Annotated in this window: 21 protein-coding genes and 2 pseudogenes; 11 read left to right on the plus strand and 12 right to left on the minus strand. The window is 37.3% G+C overall.

Annotated features, from left to right (window positions below; genetic code table 11):
- Positions 1-167: 167 nt before the first annotated feature.
- From P375_RS03345 to P375_RS03360, 4 genes are all read left to right on the plus strand, one after another.
- Positions 168-692: a hypothetical protein gene (locus P375_RS03345; protein WP_039134368.1), complete on the plus strand. Its 525-nt coding sequence runs from the start codon at positions 168-170 to the stop codon at positions 690-692.
- A 100-nt stretch (positions 693-792) separates the two neighbouring features.
- Complete coding sequence (locus tag P375_RS03350) at positions 793-2,241, plus strand: porin family protein (RefSeq protein WP_039134370.1); 1,449 nt, start codon at positions 793-795, stop codon at positions 2,239-2,241.
- A 121-nt stretch (positions 2,242-2,362) separates the two neighbouring features.
- Positions 2,363-3,376, plus strand: a complete 1,014-nt coding sequence (gene hemB / locus P375_RS03355) for a porphobilinogen synthase (RefSeq protein ID WP_039134373.1) — start codon at positions 2,363-2,365, stop codon at positions 3,374-3,376.
- A 69-nt stretch (positions 3,377-3,445) separates the two neighbouring features.
- Positions 3,446-3,985: a uracil-DNA glycosylase gene (locus P375_RS03360; protein WP_039134376.1), complete on the plus strand. Its 540-nt coding sequence runs from the start codon at positions 3,446-3,448 to the stop codon at positions 3,983-3,985.
- Here P375_RS03360 and aphA read toward each other — a convergent pair.
- From aphA to gloA, 8 genes and pseudogenes are all read right to left on the minus strand, one after another.
- Entirely contained in the window at positions 3,982-4,689 is a 708-nt protein-coding gene (gene aphA / locus P375_RS03365) for an acid phosphatase AphA (RefSeq protein ID WP_039134378.1), read from the minus strand. The genes P375_RS03360 and aphA overlap by 4 nt on opposite strands.
- A 13-nt stretch (positions 4,690-4,702) precedes the next feature.
- The gene (gene fbpC, locus P375_RS03370; protein ID WP_039134381.1) at positions 4,703-5,761 is read right to left on the minus strand and encodes a ferric ABC transporter ATP-binding protein; all 1,059 of its coding nucleotides are present in this window, start codon (positions 5,759-5,761) and stop codon (positions 4,703-4,705) included.
- A gap of 14 nt (positions 5,762-5,775) precedes the next feature.
- The gene (locus tag P375_RS03375; RefSeq protein ID WP_039134383.1) at positions 5,776-7,830 is read right to left on the minus strand and encodes an ABC transporter permease; all 2,055 of its coding nucleotides are present in this window, start codon (positions 7,828-7,830) and stop codon (positions 5,776-5,778) included.
- 234 nt (positions 7,831-8,064) lie between these two features.
- Positions 8,065-9,080 (minus strand): annotated as a pseudogene (locus P375_RS03380) (ABC transporter substrate-binding protein).
- Positions 9,081-9,298: 218 nt separating this feature from the next.
- Positions 9,299-9,451: pseudogene (locus P375_RS12960) on the minus strand (winged helix-turn-helix transcriptional regulator); the annotation flags it as partial.
- Between the two features lie 314 nt (positions 9,452-9,765).
- Positions 9,766-11,124 (minus strand): Na+/H+ antiporter family protein, encoded by a 1,359-nt coding sequence (locus P375_RS03385; RefSeq protein ID WP_039134386.1) that lies wholly within the window; start codon positions 11,122-11,124, stop codon positions 9,766-9,768.
- Between the two features lie 79 nt (positions 11,125-11,203).
- The gene (rnt, locus tag P375_RS03390) at positions 11,204-11,827 is read right to left on the minus strand and encodes a ribonuclease T (protein ID WP_026211128.1); all 624 of its coding nucleotides are present in this window, start codon (positions 11,825-11,827) and stop codon (positions 11,204-11,206) included.
- Between the two features lie 123 nt (positions 11,828-11,950).
- On the minus strand, positions 11,951-12,361 hold the full coding sequence (gene gloA, locus P375_RS03395) for a lactoylglutathione lyase (RefSeq protein WP_013746868.1): 411 nt from the start codon (positions 12,359-12,361) through the stop codon (positions 11,951-11,953).
- 93 nt (positions 12,362-12,454) lie between these two features.
- Between gloA and P375_RS03400 the strand changes: the two genes are divergently transcribed.
- Entirely contained in the window at positions 12,455-13,258 is an 804-nt protein-coding gene (locus tag P375_RS03400; protein WP_039134389.1) for a hypothetical protein, read from the plus strand.
- On the opposite strand, the gene P375_RS03405 is transcribed toward P375_RS03400, so the two are convergent.
- Positions 13,255-13,764 carry a hypothetical protein gene (locus P375_RS03405; RefSeq protein ID WP_039083525.1) on the minus strand — a complete coding sequence of 170 codons (510 nt, stop codon included), beginning with the start codon at positions 13,762-13,764 and terminating at the stop codon, positions 13,255-13,257. The two genes, P375_RS03400 and P375_RS03405, sit on opposite strands and share 4 nt — an antisense overlap.
- Positions 13,765-13,941: 177 nt before the next feature.
- On the opposite strand from P375_RS03405, the gene mpl reads away from it, so the two are divergent.
- Positions 13,942-15,318, plus strand: coding sequence for a UDP-N-acetylmuramate:L-alanyl-gamma-D-glutamyl-meso-diaminopimelate ligase (gene mpl / locus P375_RS03410; protein WP_039134392.1), 1,377 nt, complete (start codon positions 13,942-13,944; stop codon positions 15,316-15,318).
- Between the two features lie 102 nt (positions 15,319-15,420).
- Here mpl and sodA read toward each other — a convergent pair whose 3' ends face one another.
- Positions 15,421-16,050 carry a superoxide dismutase [Mn] gene (gene sodA / locus P375_RS03415; protein ID WP_013746872.1) on the minus strand — a complete coding sequence of 210 codons (630 nt, stop codon included), beginning with the start codon at positions 16,048-16,050 and terminating at the stop codon, positions 15,421-15,423.
- A 113-nt stretch (positions 16,051-16,163) separates the two neighbouring features.
- Positions 16,164-16,694, minus strand: a complete 531-nt coding sequence (yjgA, locus tag P375_RS03420) for a ribosome biogenesis factor YjgA (protein WP_039134395.1) — start codon at positions 16,692-16,694, stop codon at positions 16,164-16,166.
- Positions 16,695-16,788: 94 nt separating this feature from the next.
- Here yjgA and pmbA point away from each other — a divergent pair, with 94 nt between their 5' ends.
- The 5 genes from pmbA (at position 16,789) to tilS (ending at position 22,567) form a co-directional block, all read left to right on the plus strand.
- Positions 16,789-18,138: a metalloprotease PmbA gene (gene pmbA, locus P375_RS03425; protein ID WP_039134399.1), complete on the plus strand. Its 1,350-nt coding sequence runs from the start codon at positions 16,789-16,791 to the stop codon at positions 18,136-18,138.
- A gap of 265 nt (positions 18,139-18,403) precedes the next feature.
- The gene (locus P375_RS03430) at positions 18,404-19,348 is read left to right on the plus strand and encodes a bile acid:sodium symporter family protein (protein WP_039134401.1); all 945 of its coding nucleotides are present in this window, start codon (positions 18,404-18,406) and stop codon (positions 19,346-19,348) included.
- An 83-nt stretch (positions 19,349-19,431) separates the two neighbouring features.
- Complete coding sequence (accA, locus tag P375_RS03435; RefSeq protein ID WP_039085678.1) at positions 19,432-20,385, plus strand: acetyl-CoA carboxylase carboxyl transferase subunit alpha; 954 nt, start codon at positions 19,432-19,434, stop codon at positions 20,383-20,385.
- A 30-nt stretch (positions 20,386-20,415) separates the two neighbouring features.
- Positions 20,416-21,279: a pyridoxal kinase PdxY gene (gene pdxY / locus P375_RS03440; protein WP_039134404.1), complete on the plus strand. Its 864-nt coding sequence runs from the start codon at positions 20,416-20,418 to the stop codon at positions 21,277-21,279.
- Between the two features lies 1 nt (position 21,280).
- Positions 21,281-22,567 (plus strand): tRNA lysidine(34) synthetase TilS, encoded by a 1,287-nt coding sequence (gene tilS, locus P375_RS03445; protein ID WP_039134407.1) that lies wholly within the window; start codon positions 21,281-21,283, stop codon positions 22,565-22,567.
- A 121-nt stretch (positions 22,568-22,688) separates the two neighbouring features.
- Here the strand turns inward: tilS and P375_RS03450 are convergent, their stop codons facing one another.
- On the minus strand, positions 22,689-23,513 hold the full coding sequence (locus P375_RS03450; RefSeq protein WP_039134410.1) for a glycerophosphodiester phosphodiesterase: 825 nt from the start codon (positions 23,511-23,513) through the stop codon (positions 22,689-22,691).
- Positions 23,514-23,662 lie beyond the last annotated feature (149 nt).

A 23,662-nucleotide genomic window follows, 5' to 3' on the forward strand; every position in this document is an offset into this window, starting at 1 on the left:
AAAGAAAGGCTTTCCTCGTGTTGAAAGTAGAAATCTACCACTTGTTGTTTAAATGTTTGGTTATATTTAGTCATAAAAAATCTGCACCTCTGTATGTTGTTGGATAATAAGTCCAATTTTTGGGGTGCAGATCAAAAGCTGAAGGGGATGTTTTCACTTTCGTTGGAATGGATGGGGATTTTCGTCAAGAACGTCAAAAGAATACTGTACTCAGTTTTGATAAAACAGCAAATCCTGTAAGTGATATTGGTTATTATGGTTATTTTACTATGCCAGAAATGCCTTACCCTTACAATAATCATAAATATTATTTTTATGAAGTAGATCAGAAATATGTTTTAGAAAATCCTGCTCAAGCTGTTAATGCAATTTATAAAGGTTTGGCAAAAATGACAATTGATGGGCAAGAAAAAGATGGTTCATTAACGTTAGAATTAAAAGATCAGACAGTTTCAGGTAATATTGAGGTACAGGCTAATAATATTAAGCAAATTGAATTGAAAAATGTGACCTTAAAAGAGAAGCAATACTACTATGAAGGTAATGCTGTTGCTGCAGAATATGAGGGCAAGTATACAGGGGTGTTTGCAGGAAAAGAAGATAAAGCAGAGAATACACTAGGCGTATTTTATTTGAAGAACAAGGAAGGAGAATCTGTTATTTCTGGGGCATATCAGGCAAAAAAACAATAAACTTATTTTCATTTTTAAACGCCCAGTATGGGCGTTTTTTATTTATCATTAAAAAGACTAACGTAATAGGCAGAGTATTTAAATTTCTTATTGTTTTCTTATGATTTACAAGACATTAATTTTAATTTTCTGTGGCTTATTCACATTTTCTGCGATAGCAACAGCAAGTGATAATATTGCTCTTCAAACTTATAAAACAGAGCTACACTCACCTGTATTCAATGCAACATTAGATCACTTGGACAATAAAATAGCTAAAGTGATACAAGGTAAAATATCTATTTCTTTAAAAGATGTGGAGAAAGATCCTATCTTAGTAAAGAAATTGTTATATCAAGCGGTAATATATCGACATTTTAAAATAATTAAGATGTTATTGCCTATTTATCAGAAATATCAACAACAAGATAAAATACTCATCTTATTTGCTGAAGGTGCTTTAGCTGAATCACAGCAAAATTATTCACAAGCGATTGCAAAGTTTCGACAACTGTTAGCTATAAATCCTAAAATGAATCCTGCAAGAATTGCATTAGCAATAGCATTATTTAATGATAAGCAGCTTAGTTCTGCAAAGCAACAATTTGAAAAAGTGAAATCTGATGAAAATTTACCAATAGCAGTGGCGAAAATGGTAGAACAATATTTACGTTTAATTGACGATAATAGTGCTTGGCAAATTAGTTTCTCTGCAAATTATGAACAAGATAATAATGTAAATGATGCCTCTTCTGATCGTAATATTGAACAAACAGGATTTGTGAAATCTGATTCAATGTTGCCACAATCTGCTCATGGTATTGCTTATTCATTGATATTAGCAAAAGAGAAAAATATTAAAGATTCACACTATTTCTTTTTTGAAACTAATTTGTTTGGTAAGTTTTATTGGGATAATCGTGATTATAATGATACATATAACCGTAGTTATTTAGGTTATGTAAATAAAAACTCAAAACAGAGTGTGCGTTTATTATCTCTTTATGAAAGGCGTTGGATTGGGAATAAGCGTTATCAACAAGGAACGGGAATACGTGCAGAATATAATCGCTGGTTATCTATAAATTGGCAAATTTCTTCTGCTTTGGAGTATGTTAAGCAACGTTATAATGATTATGATTATTTAAATGGAGCAAATAAATTATTTTCGACAACATTATTTTGGATAAGAAATCCACAACAAACTTTTCATATAGGATTTAATCTAGAGCAAGAAAATACCAGAATCAAACAGTATAGCAATAATAGTTATACTTTACGTTTTGGTTGGGGGCAAGAGTGGGGAAAAGGCATTTCTTCACATATGAATTTTTCTATTAGTAAAAGACAGTATCAAGATCAATTCAAATTAGCTAACCGGTTTCCATTGGGTAAAAATCGAAGAGATCACATATATCATACTTATTTTGCTCTTTGGAAACGTGATTGGCATTTGTTTGGTATTACACCTAAATTACAGCTGATATGGAAGAAACAACAGAGTAATTTTCCATCACTTTATTCTTATCAGGAAAAACAATTTAATATTGTTTTTGAAAAAAATTTTTAAAAGAATAAGATATTCTCAGCCTTTAAAAAGAGGATAACGTATTTTAAGCATATATTCACTAATGTTAATTCATTATAATAGCTATCCTAACAGTATTTTTGATGAGTAAAGGAGCTAATGAATGACTCAACAAATTTTTTCACAATTTCCTGAACGTCGTATGCGCCGTATGCGTAAACAAGATTTCAGTCGTCGTTTAATGGCGGAAAATAAATTAAGTGTCGATGATTTGATTTATCCAGTATTTGTGATTGAAGGTGAAAATCAGCGTGAAGCAGTGCCTTCGATGCCGGGTGTGGAGCGTCTGACTATCGATCAATTATTGATTGAAGCAGCAGAATTAGTGAAATATGGTGTACCGATGGTTGCTTTATTTCCAGTTGTGCCACAAGAGAAAAAATCATTAATGGCGGAAGAGGCTTATAATCCGGATGGCTTAGTTCAACGTACCGTACGTGCATTGAAACAGGCTTATCCTGAGCTGGGGGTAATGACTGATGTGGCACTTGATCCTTTTACTACTCACGGTCAGGATGGAATTATTGATCAAAATGGTTATGTTTTGAATGATATTACTACTGAAGTATTGGTTAAACAGGCGCTTTCCCACGCTGAAGTTGGAGCTGATGTGGTTGCACCTAGTGATATGATGGATGGACGTATTGGAGCAATTCGTCAACAGTTCGAACAACAAGGTTTTATTAATACCTTGATTATGGCATATTCCGCAAAATATGCTTCTTGTTTTTATGGACCATTCCGTGATGCAATCGGTTCATCAAGTAATATCAAAGGTGGTAATAAATTTACATATCAACTTGATCCTGCAAATAGCGATGAAGCATTGCAAGAAGTTGGGTTGGATATTCAGGAGGGGGCTGATATGGTGATGGTTAAACCGGGAATGCCTTATCTTGATGTACTATGGCGTGTTAAACAGCACTTTGGTGTACCTACTTTCGCTTATCAAGTTTCTGGAGAATATGCAATGCAGATGGCTGCAATTCAAAATGGGTGGTTAAAAGAAAAAGAGAGCATTTTAGAAGGATTGCTCTGCTTTAAACGTGCCGGAGCGGATGGTATTTTGACTTATTTCGCTAAACAAGTGGCAATTTGGTTAGCGGAAGAAAAGTAAGGATAATTCTTCATTCATTATTTATTTCCGGATTACATTTATGTAATCCGGATTTTTTTGAAATAGGCTATGAACACAATTCAACAACAGTTTGAACAGTTACAACAACAATTCTTTCAATATCAATTAGTTCCAGCTTGGGGTAATTCTCAAGCTGAAATAATGTTTATTGGTGATGCTCCTGGGAAAGATGAGCTGAGTAAAGGACCTTTTGCTGGGACGAGTGGTAAATTTTTTGATCAGTTATTAGATTCTATTGGATTGACCAGAGAGAATATTTATCTGACCAATGTGGTTAAGTTTAGACCGGAAAAACGTGATCCTAACAAGAAAGAAATTACAGCATTTAACAGCTTACTACGTGCAGAAATTGCGAAGGTTAAGCCTAAAATTATTGTGCCGTGCGGACGTATTGCGTTGTCTGTATTTCTGCCAGAATTTAAAATCAGTGAAGTTCACGGGCAAGTTTACACCTTGATGCAGGATGAACACTGTTTTTTATTATTGCCGATGTATCATCCGGCAGCGGCAATGCATAATGGAAAAATGCGCCCAATGCTGAAACAGGATTTTCTCACATTGGGCGATGTTTGGAATGATTTGGATTAGTAGCTTGAGTTAATCAAAACTTCTTCACCGTAACCGCCTAAAGTAGGCATTGGTAAGTAGGTGGAGTTCGGTGCACGCATAATACGGATACCACGAATACCAGCTTCTTTTGCTGCTAAAATATCATCATCACTGTCGCCATAATGGATGCTGATTTTATGTTCTAAAATAGCTGGTGTTTTGTTGTATTTAGTATTACGAGGACGATCTCCCATAAAATCAACCGGATGCATATTTTTAACGCCTAATGCTTTTTGTAGAATTGGGGTTACACCATCTGTTTTACCGGCAGTTCTTCCGGTAATAAAATAAACGCTGTCGCCTCGTTCTTCGTGCATCTTAATTAATGCTTTTGCTACTTCTTTTGGAATTGAGTATTTGTCGCAGCCAGCATTAACTTCATTCCAGAAATCTTGATTTTTTAAATATTCAAAACCATTTGGTGAATATTTTTGTTGTCCGTAATAGAAACAAGGGCTGGAAAACAATACGGTATCATCAATATCGAAACTGACATTGATAGCAGGTTTACCTTCTAAACTTTTTTTAATCTGCTCAATTGAAACCCAATGAATTGGTGCTTGCTGTAACATTTCACGTGCATTTGTGCCTTCTTGAGTATAAGGTTCAGTTTTGGCAGCAAAAACATTAGTGGCGACACCGGCAATAATAGCCACGAGAGCTAATTTTTTCAAATTATGCATAGTTATATCCTTCTTAATTGTTTGATTTATTTAGTAAAAATATTCCTGATGGGGCAAGTTCTATATAGGCTTCTTGACAATTTGCCTCGAAGTGTTCGGGTGCTAAATTTACTAATAATTCATTATTGCCCCATAGCACCACAATTTCCCAATAATTTCCCATATAAACTGCTGATTTAATTTGACAACGGGTCTGCGGCGAACCTTGTGTCAATAGATGAATAGCTTCCGGGCGAATACCGACCAAACATTCACCGTTGTCGATATTAAATTCTTGAGCTTGATCCAGCGTTAATTGATAGCCATTAATGTTTAATTGATTATTTTCTAAATAGCCTTCAATGATACTGGCTTCACCCATAAATTTAGCTAAAAAGAGAGAGTTAGGTCGTTGATAAAGCACTTTTGCAGGTGCTTTCTGCATAATTTTACCTTTATTCATTACAATTACTTCATCGGAAACGGCAAAAGCTTCGCTTTGATCGTGAGTAACATAGAGAGAAGTAATATTAAATTTTTGCTGTAATTCTCTAATTTTTTCACGCATACTACGGCGTAAATTGGCATCAAGGTTACTTAACGGTTCATCAAAAAGTAAAACTTTTGGTTTTAATACTAAAGCGCGAGCTAATGCTACACGTTGTTGTTGTCCACCAGAAATCTGATCGACATAACGATCACCAAAACCGGCTAGATCTACCAACTCCAATGCTTCTTCAATGCGTTGTTTACGCTCTTCAGCATTAACTCCCAACATTTTTAAGCCGTAACCTACGTTATCTGCAATCGACATATGTGGGAATAATGCATAGGATTGAAATACAATACATATATCACGACTTTGAATGGAGGATTTCGTCACATCTTCACCATCAATAAAGATTTGTCCGCTGGTAGGGCGTTCCAAACCGGAGACCAAGCGTAGAATGGTGGTTTTACCGCAACCTGAAGGTCCGAGTAATGTGGTCATTGTACCACGTTTAATGGTTAAACTGAGATCATCGATCACAACAGATTTACCAAAGCGTTTTGTCACATTTCTTAAGACAAGAAAGTTATTATCGTTATTCATAAAACAACCTCAATTTAATTCATTTGTTTTGCTTTTGAACGGGAAATTCGAGTATCACCGACCATCCAGTCAAAGAATAAAATAATTGCCATCATCACTACAATCAGCAATGAACCATAAGCGATTGCAATACCGTATTCACCATCTTCTACACGGTTTAAAATATAGGCAGTGGCTACACGAGTATCGGCAGTTACCAAGAATACAATCGCACTTACAGTGGTCATTGCCCGAACGAAACTGGTAATTAATGCGGAAAGTAGTGCAGGTTTAAGCAATGGCAAAGTGACATAAATTAATGTTTTCCACGAATTTCCTTTTAAAGAAAGTGAAGCTTCATCTAATGATTTATCCAACTGCCCTAAACCGGCAATAGCGGCACGCATCCCAATCGGTAAATCCCTCATTACCATTGAGATAATAATGATGACACCGGTACCGGTGATATAGAGCGGAGCATCATTAAAGGCTAAAATGTAAGATACTCCGGCAACGGTTCCCGGTACGGCAAAACAGAGCATAGTTAAAAACTCTAATGTTTTTTTACCGGTGAACTCTTTACGCACCACAATATAGGCGATTAATAAGCCGAATAGTGCAGTAAGTGGAGCAGCAATACCAGCATAAATAATAGTGTTGATTAGAGATGGCCACGCACCGTCACTAAATCCTTGACCGAATAGAGAGGCATAATTTCCAAGGGTTAAAGTGTAATCAACACCCCAATTGACAGTGAAGCTACCGTAAAAAATACTGCCGTAAAGTGTGGCATTAAAAATAATCCAAATTGCTAATAAGGCAATAATGGCATTTTTTAATCCGGTAGGTAAATCCTGTACATCACCACGATAAGATTTACCAGAAACGGTAACATAAGAGCGATTTCCTATCCAAATATATTGCACAATAAAAATACCAAGTGAGAACAATAATAGAATTGTGCCTAATGTACTGGCGGAAGCATAATCAAGTTGTGAACCAGCAATATAGAAATAAATTTGAGTGGCGATAACATCGAAACTGCCTCCCAATACTAATGGGTTACTGAAATCTGCTAAAGATTGGATAAAAACCAACAAAAACGCATTAGCAAGAGCCGGTTTTAATAATGGAAAAATAACTTGAAAGAAGGTTTGATAACGATTAGCTCTTAATGTGTAAGAGGCTTCTTCAATGGACGGATGTGCTGATTTTAATGATCCTTCCAAAATCATAAAAGCAAGTGGCGTAAACGCTAAAATCTGTGCTATAGCGATACCGTTGAAGCCATAAAGCCAGTTTGTGTTAGTAAAGCCAAAGTGTTGTGCTAAAAATTCAGTTAAATACCCAGAGCGCCCTAACATCAAAGTTACTCCTAAACCGACAACAAATGGGGGTGTGACAATAGGCAAAATAGAGAAAATTTTGCCGATAAAGGCAGTACGTTTGGCTATTCTGGTAGTATAAAGCGCAAAAGCCAAGCCAAAAACGGTAGAAATAAAGCCGACAAATGCAGATAACCATACCGAATTGAGGATTACACGCAAAATATAAGATTGAGTGATAATTTGGATAAATTGGCTTGGATTAAATTCATTGCCATCATAAAACATTGAAATGAAGATGGTTAAAGTTGGATAAACAATAAAAAAGAAAATTAATAAGATAATGGCAAGCAGCGAAGCAATAATAAATTTATCGCCTTGCATAATTTTGAGCTTAGCTAAGGCATTAGTAGCGATAGCAGTTAGCGTAATAATTTGTACGATAACAGCATAACCTAAGCTCAAGTGATAAATATTGGCGGAAATAAAAGTAAATAAAGCGATAATACAAACCGCAACTAATTCAAATTTTGCTTTCTTTTCTTGAGATAGCCCAAGATGAGGGGAGAACCAGAAAATAGCCAAAGAGAAAAACCAAAACCAACTTAGATTAAACGAGTGCCATCCCATTGCGGCTAAAAATTCATCAGTAGTTGATTCTAGCAAGCCATAATCCAAAGCAAATGATGGCAGAATCGCAAATGCAAGAAAGCTAATCAAAATCCAGGTCGTAGTAGTATTTATTGAAAATTTTGTTGAGTCCATCAAAAATTCCTTAGTGGTTGAAACCTCATCATTTTCGGCGGTAGGATACATTTAATTTAGGAGAGGTTTAAGCTCTCATCAGGGCGATTCATAGAGCAATGCTTTATGGTCTTTCTGAGAATTGAAACATACAACCCTACAAAATAAAAATATACTCCCAAAAGATAGGAGAATAAATTATAAAAAGCAAATAGCTATGAGAAATAAATTCCCCATAGCTATTTTTTTGTTTTATTATTTGCTTAATTTGACGTCATTGACCAATTTGTTGATTAAACGTTTTCTTTCATCACTTGAGCCGAATTTTTCAAAATCATAATTGATTAATTTAAGTTTTGTCGGATCAAATGCATTAGGAGATTGTTCTGCGGTAGTGTTAGTTAAAGTCTGTAAAGCCTGACCTTTTTTCCACGCAAGTTCCTGACCTTCTTTAGATAACGCCCAATCAACGAAAAGTTTGGCATTATCTAGGTTTCTTGCGCCTTTTAAGATACTTACGCCACCAAGTTCATAACCTGTACCTTCACAAGGAACGACTAAGGCAAGCGGTGCGCCTTTCTCTTTTTCCAATGCATAATCATGTAAGAAGCCGATACCGATAGTGGCTTCACCACGTGCGGCGTTACGTGATGGTGTAATACCAGATTTAGTGTATTGTGAAATATTTTTATCTAAAGACTTAAAATATTCGAATGCTTTCGGTTCACCCCATAATTGTACAAATGTAGCAATAGCAGTATAAGCTGTGCCAGAGCTTTGAGGATCTGCAATTTGAATTTCGCCTTTTAAGCGTGGATCTAACAAATCACTCCAACATTTTGGTGTTTCTTTAATACCTAATTTTGCTAAACGGTCAGTGTTAACACCAAATCCTAAAATTCCCATATAAATGGCAGAGGATAGATTTCCTTTGACTTTGCCTGGATTTCGGAATTTTTCGATAATTTGCGACAAGTTTGCTGATTGATAAGGTTCTAATAAACCTAATTCCCCAGCTTGGGATTGAGGATCGAAAGTACCTCCATACCAAACATCAGCTTGAGGGTTATTTTTTCCGCTTCAACTTTAGCAAAAGTGCTACCGAAGCCGTTACGAATGAATGAAGTTTTAACATCATATTTTTTTGAGAATGCTTGTGTTTCAGTTTCACATAATTCATTGGTTGTACTGCAGTAAATGACTAAACGTCCGGATGCTTGAGCTGTAGAAGCTAATAAAATGGTACTAATGGCTAATGTAGAAAAGTTGATAAATTCATAGCTATAATCCTTCTATAATGAAAAATTTGTTCGTTATTATATGAAAAACTTTTATCTGGAAATGTGAGCGAATCCACAAAAATGAACTTATTTGATGAAAAGTATGAGTGAATAAGTAAATTTATTTTTCTGATAGATATAATTTTGTTCAGAAAGAAAACAACGATAATGAAGCTTTTGCATTAATCGCCGATGCATTGTTCTTGTGATTATTCTAATTTATCTGTAACAAACTTGTAATAAATACCGAACTGTTCCATAGATTTTAAAACTTGAAGTAACTCTTTGCCTAAAGTAGTTAGCCCATATTCCACTTTTGGTGGATTTGTTTGATAATCTTTTCTAAAGACAATTCCATCATTACATAACTGCCTTTGAAAGTGATTGGTTACGGATTTCGCCGGCTATTAGAAGACAATTTTTTGCAGGAAATGATATACCAATCACTTATGTATGTATCCAAGTAAAAGAACACTCTCTTGATTCATTCACAGCTGATGATGCTGAAATATTAGATTGAAGTTATAAGGATTAGTAGAAATTTACAACTTGTTGTTTAAATGTGTGACTGTATTTGGTCATAAAAAATCTGCACCTTTATATGTTGGATAATAAGTCCAACTTTAGGGGTGCAGATCACAATTCAGTCTTTTTTAATATTTTTTATTATACGATATTACAAAGTCATTGCCGCAATCCAACCGAAAATTAACAACGGAATGTTGTAGTGAATGAATGTTGGTACGACTGAATCCCAAATATGATCGTGTTTTCCATCCATATTCAAACCGGATGTTGGACCCAATGTTGAATCAGAAGCTGGTGATCCAGCATCGCCTAACGCAGCAGATACACCAACAATTGCAGCGGTAGCTAAGGGCGAAAAACCGAAACTAACACATAATGGCACATAAATTGATGTAATGATTGGAACAGTAGAGAATGATGAGCCGATACCCATTGTGATAAATAGCCCGATCAATAACATTAAAAATACGGCAAGCCCTTTGTTATCAGAACCAATGGTGCTACTGAAAGTTTGTACTAATTCAGTCACTCCTCCGGTTTCATTAATCACTTTGGCAAAGCCGGAAGCGGCAATCATCACAAAACCGATCATTGCCATCAAACGTAAACCTTGTTGGAAAACATCATTGCTCTCTTTCAGTTTAAAAATACCGCCTAAAGCGAAGATGATTAAACCGACCAAGCCCCCAACAATAGTGGAATCAGTGAAAAGTTGCAAAGTAAAGGCAACCACAATAGAAATAATACTGATCCAGATATGGAAAGGTTTAATGTTAGCGATACGTTGTTGCAAATCATCAGAAGTCGGTTCACTGCTGTGAACAATATATTCTCTCGGTTTGCGGTAGCTAATAAAAATGGCGGTCAACAAGCCTAAAATCATTCCGATAACCGGAATTAACATCGCTAGTGACACTTGTGCGGTTGAGGTTTGCAGACCGAATTGTGCACCTGCTTCATTGATATTTTTGACCAGAATATTTTCAATAAAGATTTTTCCGAAGCCGACCGGTAACAACATATAAGTTGCAGTTAAACCGAACGTCAAAATACAGGCTACAGCTCGGCGATCCAATTTTAATTTATTAAAAATACCGAGTAATGGCGGCACCACAATCGGAATAAAGGCAATGTGTACCGGCAACAGGTTTTGTGAGGAGATAGAGAACGCCAATAACACGGCAAGCAAGAGATATTTAAACCAGAAAAGTGTTCTATGGCTAGGCGTGTGACCTAAACGCACAATCACTTTGTAGGCAAGCAAATCGGTAATTCCGGATTTAGAAATGGCAACGGCAAAAGCACCTAAAATAGCATAATTCATTGCCACCGAAGCACCGCCACCTAAACCATCGGTAAAAACCGAAACGGTTTTGTTCAGATCCAAGCCTCCAACCAATCCGGCGGTAAGTGCGGAAATAATTAGGGCAATTACAACGTTGATACGCATCAAACTCAGTGCAAGCAGCACGAGAATGGAGATAACAACTTCATTGCTGAATAACATATGTTGTGTTCCTTAAGTTGATTATGAGAAGTTCCATAATTTACTAAAATTTAACCATTTATCAAGAAATTTTTACATCTCAAAGTTGTGGTGGGAAAATATTAGCTTGTTTTAATTTATTCACCATTAAGCAGAATAATTCCGCTGTTTTTTCAGTATCATAAAGTGCAGAATGTGCTTTGCTTGGTTCAAACGGAATGCCGGCATTGTCGCAGGCTGTACGAAGAACGGTCTGACCAAACATAAATCCGGCCAAAGTGGCGGTGTCAAAGGTTGAAAAAGGGTGAAACGGATTGCGTTTGATACCGGTACGATTAATGGCAGCCATCAAAAAATTGTAATCAAACATTGCATTATGGGCGACCAATATTGAACGTTTGCATTCTGCTGCTTTTTGACCACGTCTAACCATTTGAAAAAAGCCTGTTAATGCGGTGAGTTCATCAACGGCTTCTCTTTGCGGATCATCGGGATTAATACCGTTAATTTTTAATGAATTGGGATCAACATTTGCTCCTTCAAAAAGTTTAATTTGAAAGTGACATTTTTCATCGGGATGCAACAATCCTTGCTCATCCATTTTTACAGTGATGGCAGCTAATTCAAGCAGTCCGTCCGTTTGCGCGTTTAAACCGGAGGTTTCAACATCGACGATAACAGGGTAATAACCGCGGAAACGATGTTTTAGCAGCTGATAATTTATACTGGTTTCTGTAGCGTTATTTTCCGAGGTTTGAGAAAGCGTAGTATCCAAATTATGTTACCTTTAAAAATGACTCACTCCTCGAAAAAGAGGAGTGAGCAGAAAAATAGTGTAATAAGAGAATTAATGATTGCCTAAACCGTCTTTAGCACTCTTATTTTCGATAAATTCGATTTTGTAACCGTCAGGATCTTCAATAAAAGCGATTACAGTTGTTCCGCCTTTTACCGGACCCGGTTCACGTGTTACTTTACCACCGGCAGCTTTCACGGCTTCACAAGTGGCATAAATATCATCAACGCCGATAGCAATATGCCCAAAAGCAGAACCTAAATCATATTGGCTGACGCCCCAGTTGTAAGTTAATTCAATTACAGCGGTTTTATCTTCATCGTCATAACCAACGAATGCTAGAGAGTATTTATATTCAGGGTTTTCACTGCGGCGTAAAACACGCATTCCTAAAACTTCGGTATAGAATTTGATGGAACGTTCGAGATCGCCAACGCGAAGCATAGTATGTAATAAACGCATATTTCCTCCGAAAGATTAATTTAAAGAAAAAACCGAATGATTATGCCATAATATGCGACGTAAATCACAAAATTTTGTAAAGGTTATTTAAATATGTCAAATCAAGAAGAGTCAAAAATTAAAGTTATAGGTTTATCGATTTTACCTATCTTTATACTTGCATTAGCTGATTTTTTCTTATTAATAGCAAAACCGGCGGGGGAATCCATTATTTCCCATTTATTAATTGCGGTTTTAGTGGCACAAATGATCGCTCAGGTGATTTTTATCAAGGGGGAAATCTGCAACGGACAGCGTTCAAGGTTAAGTCGATGGAATCTTTATTTCTTAATCTTTTGGGTGGGTTGGTTATTGGTAACCTGTTTCCAAGTGAAGGTTTATTTGCCGATTAGATTGGCTTATTGCTGCGGTCTAGCACTCACTTTGACCACTTGGCAGCAGCCTAAAGAAGAGCAATTACGGCGTGCGATTTTATGGTTAGGCGTTGTGATGGGCACTATTGGCTTGATTTTAGCATTGATTCCTCTGTTTTTATTTGAATTGCAGACCAGCTTAACATTTAATCCGTTATTGCAAATTGTTGCCGGAATTGCCTTGGCTTATTGGGGGTTGCTGGTCTCTCGTAACAGATTAAATGGATTGATTGAAATTTTACCTTATTTGGTCTTAATTGCTCTGGTAGCCAGCAGTGTATTTGCTTTAGTTGCTATGACGATTATTCATATTGATGGGGTAAAAACGGACTGGAATGTTCTGCATCTTTCTTTCTATTTTATCTGCCATCTCTTGTTGTTGGCAGCTTGGGCTTATCCATTGATACGTAGAGAAAAAGCGCCTTATTGGTTGTTGGCAATCATAATTGTATTAGCTGCTTTTTCTCCGATCTTGTTGTTTTAATTATGTTTTATTGAAGTGGAACCGTCATCAAAAACAATGGATTTGATGATTGGCTTTACTTTTATATCAGAACTATCACTGGCAAATAGCTCCTTGCTGAAAGAGGGCATTTCATCTTCAGGCGTGAAGGTGAGCAGATAATATTGTTGATTCGGCTTCAGAATATTGAACTGTTTGAAGTTAATATGAGAAAGGCGATTATCAATAATACGATTATTAAAAATAAAAACAGCATACCAAGCTAACTGTTTGATATTTTGTGAAGATTTATTTTTAATCAAGTAGGTTGTTGAAAACATTAATTTGCCATTGTCCTGTTTTTGAATGTTTTGCGAAACAACTTGTATATCGACCAGTTTATAAGAGTCGAACGGTTTATTGGTAAATGAATTAGGTTGCACAGAAGCGGCAGCTTGAGTACTGAAAATGATGAAAAAAATCGCTAGAATAAACGCAAAGATAGGCATTAGAATACTGATAGAGTTGATGTGAGATTTACTATTCATATCTTGATCCTATTTGATCCTAATAGTGGCTTATATTATTTTCTACGGAATAATAACAGTTAGTCATATATGACGCAAATTGTGGGTCAGCACAAAAATGGAACGAGAATAGTATCATTTACAGATCAGCTAAAGGAACGTTTGATTTAAATAAAAATAAGTAAAGTAGGATATAAAATGGAACAGAAACATATTCATATTTTGGGTATTTGTGGCACCTTTATGGGCGGATTAGCAATGATTGCACGAGAACTTGGCTATAAAGTTACCGGTTCAGATGTCAATGTTTATCCGCCGATGAGTGTTTTTTTACAAAAAAGTGGCATTGACATTATTCCGAACTATGATGTTGAACAATTAAAACCGGCACCCGATCTTGTCATTATCGGTAATGCAATGAAACGAGGTAATCCTTGCGTGGAATATGTGCTGGATAATAATTTGCCATATATGTCCGGGCCACAATGGTTACACGATAATTTGCTGAGAAATCGTTGGGTATTGGCAGTTTCCGGCACACACGGCAAAACCACGACAACCGGAATGCTAACTTGGATTTTAGATCAAGCCGGATTAGAACCCGGATTTTTAATCGGCGGTATTTCAGGTAATTTCGGTATTTCCGCTCGGTTAGGTAAATCACCATTTTTTGTGATTGAAGCGGACGAGTATGACACCGCCTTTTTTGATAAACGGTCAAAATTTATTCACTACAATCCTAAGACATTGATTATTAATAATATTGGCTTTGATCACGCTGATATTTTTGATGATTTAAAAGCAATCCAACGACAATTTCATCATATGATTCGAACCATCCCGTCAAAAGGGCGTATTTTATCTTTTGCCGATGAAACCAGTGTAAAAGAAACATTAGCGATGGGATGCTGGAGTGAACAGCAGTTTATTGGTGAAGACAAAGAGTGGTTTGCAAAACGTCTACGCAATGATTGCACTAAATTTGAGGTTTATCATCAACAGCAAAAAGTGGCGGAAGTAGAGTGGAATATTGTCGGACAGCATAATATGTTTAATGCGCTAATGGCGATTGCTGCTGCTTATCACGCCGGTGTCGGTATCGAACAATCTTGTAAAGCACTTGCTACTTTTGTGAATGCTAATCGCCGTTTGGAGGTGAAAGGTGAAGTGAACGGTATCGCCGTTTATGATGATTTTGCCCATCATCCGGTGGAAATTTCAGCAACATTAACCGCTTTGAGAGATAAAGTCGGTGGCGGTGTGCGTATTTTGGCAGTGCTTGAACCACGCTCCAACACAATGAAAATGGGCGTTCATACCAAAGAACTTGCGCCGGCATTGGTCAGAGCAGATTATGTTTTCCTGTTGCAACCGGAAAATTTACCGTGGCAAGTGGTTGATATTGCTAATCAATGTATTCAACCGGCAGTGTGGACAGCTGATATTGATTTATTGGTGGATAAAATTGTCGAAGAAGCACAACCGACAGATCATATTTTAGTGATGAGTAACGGTAGTTTCGGAGGAATTCATCAAAAAATCTTACAGAAATTGAGCGCAAAAGCCGAACAGTAGTTGCCTAAAAAAATCTGTATTCAACAGTTTGATGAAATGAAAAAGCCGCAATGAATGCGGCTTTATTAACATTAACTAAAATGTGTATTCAAATTTTTTAAATTATTTTGCTAAATGTTCTTCGTAACGTTGAGCAACGAAATCCCAGTTAATAACATTCCAGAATTCTTTAATGTAGTCCGGACGACGGTTTTGGAATTTCAAATAATAAGCGTGTTCCCAAACATCAAGGCCAACAAGTGGGAAACCTTCGCAACCGGCAATGTCTTTACCCATCAATGGGTTGTCTTGGTTTGCAGTAGAAACGACAGATAATTTACCATCTTTTAATACTAACCACGCCCAGCCTGAACCGAAACGAGTTGCAGCTGCTTTTTCAAATTCTGCTTTGAAAGCATCAACAGAACCGAAATCGCGTTCGATCGCTTCTTTTAATTTACCTTGTAAAGTAGTACCTTTTTTCAATGATTTCCAGAAAAGGGAATGGTTAAAATGACCACCCGCATTGTTGCGTAAACCGGTACGTTTTTCTGCTGGCACTTTATCTAAGTTTGCAGAAAGTTTTCCTGGGCACATTGCTTTTAATTCTTCAGATAAGCCTTCAAGTAATGCATTCGCATTATTTACATAAGCTTGGTGGTGTTTTGAGTGGTGAATTTCCATAGTTAATGCATCGAAATGTGGTTCTAATGCATCGTAAGCGTAACCTAATTCTGGTAATGTGTAAGCCATAATTCCATCCTTCTTTGTTAAAAATGTTAATAAAAAGTATCATCGGTATTAAAACGCGAAGAAGTGTAACAAATTTTTTGAAAGAAAGCACCTCTATCTTTGATAACAAAAACCTATACATCCAAAATATGTGCTTTTAGATATTGGTAAATTTCCCGATAAGCTTTAGGTGGCGCATTTTTTTCTTTCTCTTTCAATGCATTACGAATTAAAGCACGTAATTTTTGACGTTCTAATGCCGGATAATCATTTAAAAGTTGATTAATTGTTTCATCGCCGTTTTCTAATAATGCCTCACGATAAGCCTCAATTTTATGCAACAGAATCTGTTGCTGATTATGTTTATTCTCGAGTTTATCCAATGCGGCTTGTAACGGCTCAACATCGCGTTGACGTAATAATTTCCCGATAAATTGAATTTGACGACGATAACTTTCACGTGTCAATTTTCTTGCCAAATTAACAGCATCGGCAAGTTGCTCATCCAATGGAAGCTGGCTTAAAGCACTGTCCGATAATGCAACAATTTTTTCTCCCATTTTCTTTAAGGCTTCAGCATCACGTTTAATTTCGCTTTTGCTGACCCAGATAATCTCTTCTTCATCTTCTTGCTGCCATTCAATCTCTTTGTTTTTATGTCGCATAACAGTTTCCTATTGGTAGTAAAATAATTCGCCATTGTAGCAGAAGTTGGCTAAAATTCCGAAAATCAAATCAGAGTGATTAGAGTGAACAAAAATGGAACAGATAAAAAAACAAGACATAGAACAACAACAAACCGCATTAAAAGATGTGGTTGCTTATGCGTTATCGTTGGCTGAAAAAGCCGGAGCCAGTGCAGAAGTGGGGATGACAAAAGTAAGCGGATTGAGCGTTTCTACTCGATTAGGCGAGATTGAAAATTTAGAGTTTAACAATGACGGTGCAATGGGAATTTCTGTTTATATCGGCAATAAAAAGGGCAATGCCTCCACCTCAGATTTATCGGAACAGGCGATTAAGCGGACTGTCGAATCGGCATTGTCCATTGCGAAATATACCTCGGAAGATCCTTGCACCGGATTAGCGCCAAAAGCGTTGATGGAGTTCAATCCACCAGATTTACAGCTTTATCATCCGGCGGATATTAGTGTGGATCAGGCGGTAGCATTGGCGTTGGAGGCGGAAAAAACAGCACTGAATTATGATAAGAAAATTGTTAACAGTGAGGGCGGCGGTTTTAATTCCAGTGAAGGCATTCGAGTTTATGGGAATACATATGGCGTATTAAATAGTTACCCTTCATCACGTTATTCGCTCTCTTGCAGTGTCATTGCCGCAGAAAATGATCATTTGGAACGTGATTATGAATACACCATTTCACGAAAATTCAATGAGTTAGCAACAGCAACTTGGGTTGGAGAACGTTGTGCCCAAAAAACATTGGCAAGATTAAATCCACAAAAACTGAGTACATTAAATGTACCGGTTATTTTCCTTAATGATGTTGCTACCGGCATTATCGGACATTTAGCTTCAGCCATCAGTGGCGGTGCGTTATATCGAAAATCCTCTTTCCTTTTGGATAAACTTGGTGAAACCATTTTGCCGGATTGGTTTGTGATTGAGGAACGTCCACACCTTTTAGCACAATTAGCCTCAACACCGTTTGATAGCGAAGGGGTGAAAACGCGTGATCATAATATTATTGTTGATGGTGTTTTACAGACCTATCTTTTAACCTCTTACAGTGCCAAAAAATTGGGAATGCAGACCACCGGGCACGCCGGCGGTATTCACAACTGGCTGGTTAAAGCGAACAGCGAGGGAGGGCTGAACGCACTGCTTAAACAGATGGGAACAGGATTATTGGTGACAGAATTAATGGGGCAGGGCGTAAATTTAGTGACAGGTGATTATTCACGCGGCGCATCCGGTTTCTGGGTGGAAAACGGCGAGATTAAATTTCCGGTTTCTGAAATTACCATTGCCAGCAGTTTACCGGAGATGTTTAAACAAATTGTTGCGGTTGGCGATGACATTGAATTACGTTCCAATATTCGCACCGGCTCAATTTTGATTGAACAGATGAAAATCTCCGGTGAATAACAATCTAACAAATGAGAATAATTCCTATTGACTCAATATTTTTATCTGATATGATAATTTTCAGGTCAGCATTGCAAGTGCAGTCCAAGCAGTAAAAGTAGAGTAGAAAGTAAATTTGTAGTAATAGAATGAAGGCGAGAAAGGAGTTCTCGCCTTTATTTTTTTAAATAAATCGACAAAACGATTGAAAATTTTCAATAGAAGGGTAAATTTATAGGCTTTCATTCAAACTTAACAATAAAAAACTGTATTTAGGACAAAATTTATGCAAACACTACAAAAAATCAGCCAATTTGCCGGCAAAACATTTTCCCTCTGGGTATTACTCTTCGCTTTTTTAGCCTATCAATTTCCAAACCATTTCTCCTCTTTAATTGCCTATGTGCCTTATCTATTAGGTATCGTAATGTTCGGTATGGGGATCACGTTGACAGTGAACGATTTTAGTGAAGTGGTGAAACATCCAAAAGCGGTAGTAATCGGGGTGGTATCACAATTTGTGATTATGCCTTTGATTGCTTTTGCGTTGGCAAAAGGCTTCAATTTACCGGCAGATTTAGCGGTCGGTATCATTTTGGTTGGGGCTTGTCCGGGCGGAACTTCTTCTAATGTAATGACCTATTTGGCGAAGGGCAACACTGCGCTTTCCGTTGCTTGTACTTCAGTTTCTACTTTATTGGCGCCATTCTTAACGCCGGTAGTTTTCTATGTTTTAGCAAGTCAATGGCTTGATATTGATGCCTATGCAATGTTTATTTCTGTGTTAAAAATCGTTTTATTTCCGGTATTTTTAGGCGTAGTAGCAAGAATATTATTGACAAAACAGATGACGAAACTAGGCACTTGCACACCATTAGTTTCTGTTATTGCGATAGTATTGATTCTTGCGGCAGTAGTAGCAGTAAGCAAGGACAAAATTATTGAATCAGGCTTATTAATTTTTATTGTGGTGGTGTTACATAACAGCTTAGGCTATTTGCTAGGTTTTTTTGTGGCAAAATTGTTTAAGTTAAATTTTGCAGATAGTAAAGCGGTGGCGATTGAAGTGGGAATGCAGAATTCCGGCTTGGGGGCTGCATTGGCAACCGCTTATTTCAATCCGATTGCTGCAGTGCCGAGCGCTGTGTTTAGTTTTTGGCACAATATTTCAGGCCCGATTTTAGCCACTTTTTTTGCGAATATAGATAATAAAGATAAGTTAACAAAATAGAAAAACACTGCAAACTGATAAAAAAAAGCATAGAATAAACGGCATTCTTGTGCCGTTTATCTCTAATGACAAAAGGAAACTCTATGAATCAAGATTTTTTAGATTTCGAACTCCCTATTGCCGAACTTGAGGCAAAGATTGATTCACTTCGTTCTGTATCAGGACAAGATGATAAAATCAATCTCGATGAAGAAATTACAAGATTAAAAAAGAAAAGCGAAGAGCTGACAAAAAAAACTTTTGCCGATTTAACGGCGTGGCAGGTTTCTCAAATGGCGCGCCATCCGCAACGTCCATATACTTTGGATTACATTCAACATATTTTTACTGAATTTGAAGAATTGGCAGGTGATCGCGCTTTTGCCGATGATAAAGCAATTGTAGGTGGTATTGCGCGTTTGGATGATCGTCCGGTAATGGTTATTGGTCATCAAAAAGGGCGTACTGTAAAAGAAAAAGTGATGCGTAATTTTGGTATGCCGGCACCGGAAGGTTACCGCAAAGCATTGCGTTTAATGCAGATGGCGGAACGTTTCAAAATGCCTATTATCACTTTTATTGATACTCCGGGTGCTTATCCTGGCGTTGGTGCGGAAGAGCGTGGTCAATCTGAAGCGATTGCCCGTAATTTGCGTGAGATGTCAATGTTAAAAGTGCCAATTGTTTGTACTGTTATCGGTGAAGGTGGTTCCGGTGGTGCATTGGCGATAGGTGTCGGTGATAAAGTCAATATGCTGCAATATAGTACTTATTCTGTTATTTCACCAGAGGGTTGTGCTTCTATTCTTTGGAAAAAAGCGGATAAAGCCTCTACTGCAGCGGAAGTAATGGGATTAACGGCGGATCGTCTTAAAAAATTGGAGTTAATCGACAGCATTGTTGAAGAGCCGTTAGGTGGTGCGCATCGTCACCCGGAACAGATGGCACAAAATTTAAAAGCACAACTTAATGCTGATTTAGAGGAATTATCCGTGTTGGATAGTGAAGCCTTGCTTGCTCGCCGTTATCAACGTTTAATGAGTTACGGTTATTGTTAAAATAAAAATGAATTAAAAGGAGAGATTGAAATGAAAAATGTTTTATCAATTCAATCACATGTGGTTTATGGTTATGCCGGTAATAAGGCGGCGGTATTACCAATGCAATTGCTCGGCGTTGATGCGTGGGCATTGAATACAGTGCAGTTTTCTAATCATACGCAATATCAGCGTTGGAAAGGAATGGTAATTCCTAAGGAGCAGATTGCTGAAATTACACAAGGAATTTCTGATATCGGAGCTTTATCTGAATGTGATGCGGTATTGTCTGGCTATATCGGTGCAGCGGAGCAAGGACAAGAAATACTCAATACTGTTAATACTGTCAAAAAAGCCAATCCGAAAGCTATCTATTTTTGTGATCCGGTGATGGGACATCCAGATAAAGGTTGTGTCGTTGCACCTGGTGTGGCGGAATTTTTGGTAAAAGATGCCATTAGCCAAGCGGATATTATTGCACCAAATTTAGTTGAGTTACGAGAATTAAGCGGTTTAACGGTAGAGAATTTCACTCAAGCATTAAAAGCAATAGAAGCTATTTTAGCTAAAGGTCCAAAAAAGGTATTGGTGAAACATCTCAGTCGGGTCGGTCAGAACCCGAATAAATTTGAAATGGTGTTGGCGACACAACAGGGAATGTGGCATATCAGCCGTCCGTTGCACGAATTTGTTGGGCGTGATCCGGTGGGTGTAGGAGATATGACCAGTGCAATTTTCCTTGCTAATTTATTAAATGGGAAATCGGAAGTAGCAGCGTTTGAGCATACTGCCAATGCAGTTAATGATGTAATGACCGTTACCAAAGAAGCAGGTAAATATGAATTGCAGATTATTGCCGCTCGCAATTTGATTGTAACACCGACCAGTCAATATCAAGCGGTGAAAATTGCTTAATATGGATTTGATTACTGTACTAAGACAACAGATAGAACAAAACGCCTTGCAAAACAAGGCGTTTTTAGTTGGTTTGAGTGGAGGTGTTGATTCAACAGTTCTGTTGCATCTTTTTGTGAGACTTTCGGAACAAATGCCTTTGAAGTTTCGTGCTATCCATATTCATCACGGCATCAGCAACAATTCCGATTATTGGTTAGATCATTGTCGACAACTTTGTCAACAGTTCAATGTTTCATTCTGTTTTGAAAAGGTGCAAATTCAGGATCACAGTAATATTGAAGCTCAGGCAAGACAGGTACGTTATCAAGCTATTCAACAACATCTCAATCACAATGAAGTGTTGGTTACCGCTCATCATTTGGATGATCAAAGTGAAACTTTTTTATTGGCATTAAAACGAGGTAGTGGGGTAAAGGGGTTAGCAGCAATGCCAACCTTATCTCAGCTCTTTTCTGTGCCGATTTTCCGCCCGTTGCTAAGTGTTACTCGGCGACAATTGGAGCAATATTTAGCGACAAATCAATTAACTGCTATTTTTGATGAAAGTAATGATGACTTGCGTTATGAACGTAATTTTTTACGTCACCAGGTTTTGCCGTTGTTGCGGCAACGCTGGGCAACGATTGATTTAGCAATTGTGCGTTCTGCACAACATTGTGCTGAACAGGAGCAATTGTTGGAAGAATTGCTACACCCTATTTTTCAACAACACCTAATGGAAGATAATAGCCTGAATTTGCAAGGATTTCACGACTATTCTTTGGCAAAACAGCGTTATTTATTACGTTATTGGTTTGCACATTTGCAACAACCAATGCCGAGTCTAAAACAGTTGCAGGTATTACTGAATGAAGTGGTCGGAGCGAAAAATGATCGTCAACCGGAATTACAGCTGAATCAAAAAGTAGTACGGCGTTATCAGCAACAGCTCTATTTAACGCCGATTTATCAAGATTTACGCACAATAAAGTTGCCAATTCAAATTGGAGAAACAGTGATATTGCCAGATAATTTAGGTGAGTTGTATTGTTATCAACAACATCATCATCTTTGTTTTGAGTGGCAACAGCAGCAATTAATTTTACCGTTACCGAAAGCGCCATACCAAATTACTATCGGTTTTCACTATTCTAAAACGGTAAAAATTAAAGCTAATACAAAACATACTGACATTAAAAAAGTATGGCAGATGCTTGCTGTGCCACCGTGGCAACGCAATCGTATTCCACTTATTTTTATCAACGAACAGCTGAAAGGAGCAGTGGGTTATTTTATCGTTGTTTGATTTTAAGGCATAGTGGACAGAATACTGGATCTTTTTAAGAACACTATGCCGGTTATTATATATTGGTTTTTACCTTCTGAGCTTTAACCTAAGAGAGTGCTTAGGTTAGATTTTATGACGGTTAATAAGGCACTTTCCCCGCTTTTTCAATTAATGATTTTAGATACGGAATATCATCGTGGCTGAGCATATCGATCAAGCCTTCGCTTAGCCATTGAATGATTTCACTTTCGGTATCGTAACCATATTTTTGGTTATACATTTCTAACACGGGGGTTTCTTTGGATTCGTGCAGATACATTCTCACTGACAGCCCTGCTTTTTTGTAAGCAATTAAATCTTCTTTGCCAACATAGTGGTATTCCACGCAAACACTGCTGGCGTTTGATCCCAACACGGCACTGAGCTGATCGTTATAGCGTGCGAGGGTAACCACTTGTAGGCGTAGGCTCGGTAACAGAGCTTTGACTTTATTAATTAAAACGTGATCAAAGCCTAATAGCAAAATTTGATCTACCGTGTTGGTTCGTTGCAAAATCTCTGCCAGCACTTCGGCAAAACGCTGATGGTTGCGGCGTTGTTTGGCTTCAACAATTAAACCCACGTTATTTTCTAATGCCCATTTCAACACGGTTTCTAATTCCACAATGTGCGTACCTTTGAATTCAGGTGAGAACTTTTCACCAAAATCATAGCGTTGTAGCTCAGCAAGAGTCATTTGTTCCACATAACCTTCACCGTTAGAAACGCGTTCGATAGAAAAATCGTGGATAACCACCATTTTTTCATCTTTCGTCATCGCAATATCTAGCTCAATGCTGTGCGTGCCTGCCTCCAACGCACCGACAAACGCAGGCATTGTATTTTCAGGATATTTTGCACTATAACCCCGATGACTATTTGCCAAAACCTGCCCTTTTTCTGTTACGTTAAACTCAAATGCCATTTTTCTCTCCTATTTTTTAATTTTCAATTTAATTTTTAAATTCATTTTAGGGTTGATAGCTTGTGTTAGCAAATTAAATTCGATTATTACTGGTTTATTTTACTAAAATTTGTGATCTTATTCACAAAAATGAACTCAATAGAGTTTAA

It is taken from the genome of Gallibacterium genomosp. 2 (genome assembly GCF_000771895.1).
Classification (GTDB): domain Bacteria; phylum Pseudomonadota; class Gammaproteobacteria; order Enterobacterales; family Pasteurellaceae; genus Gallibacterium.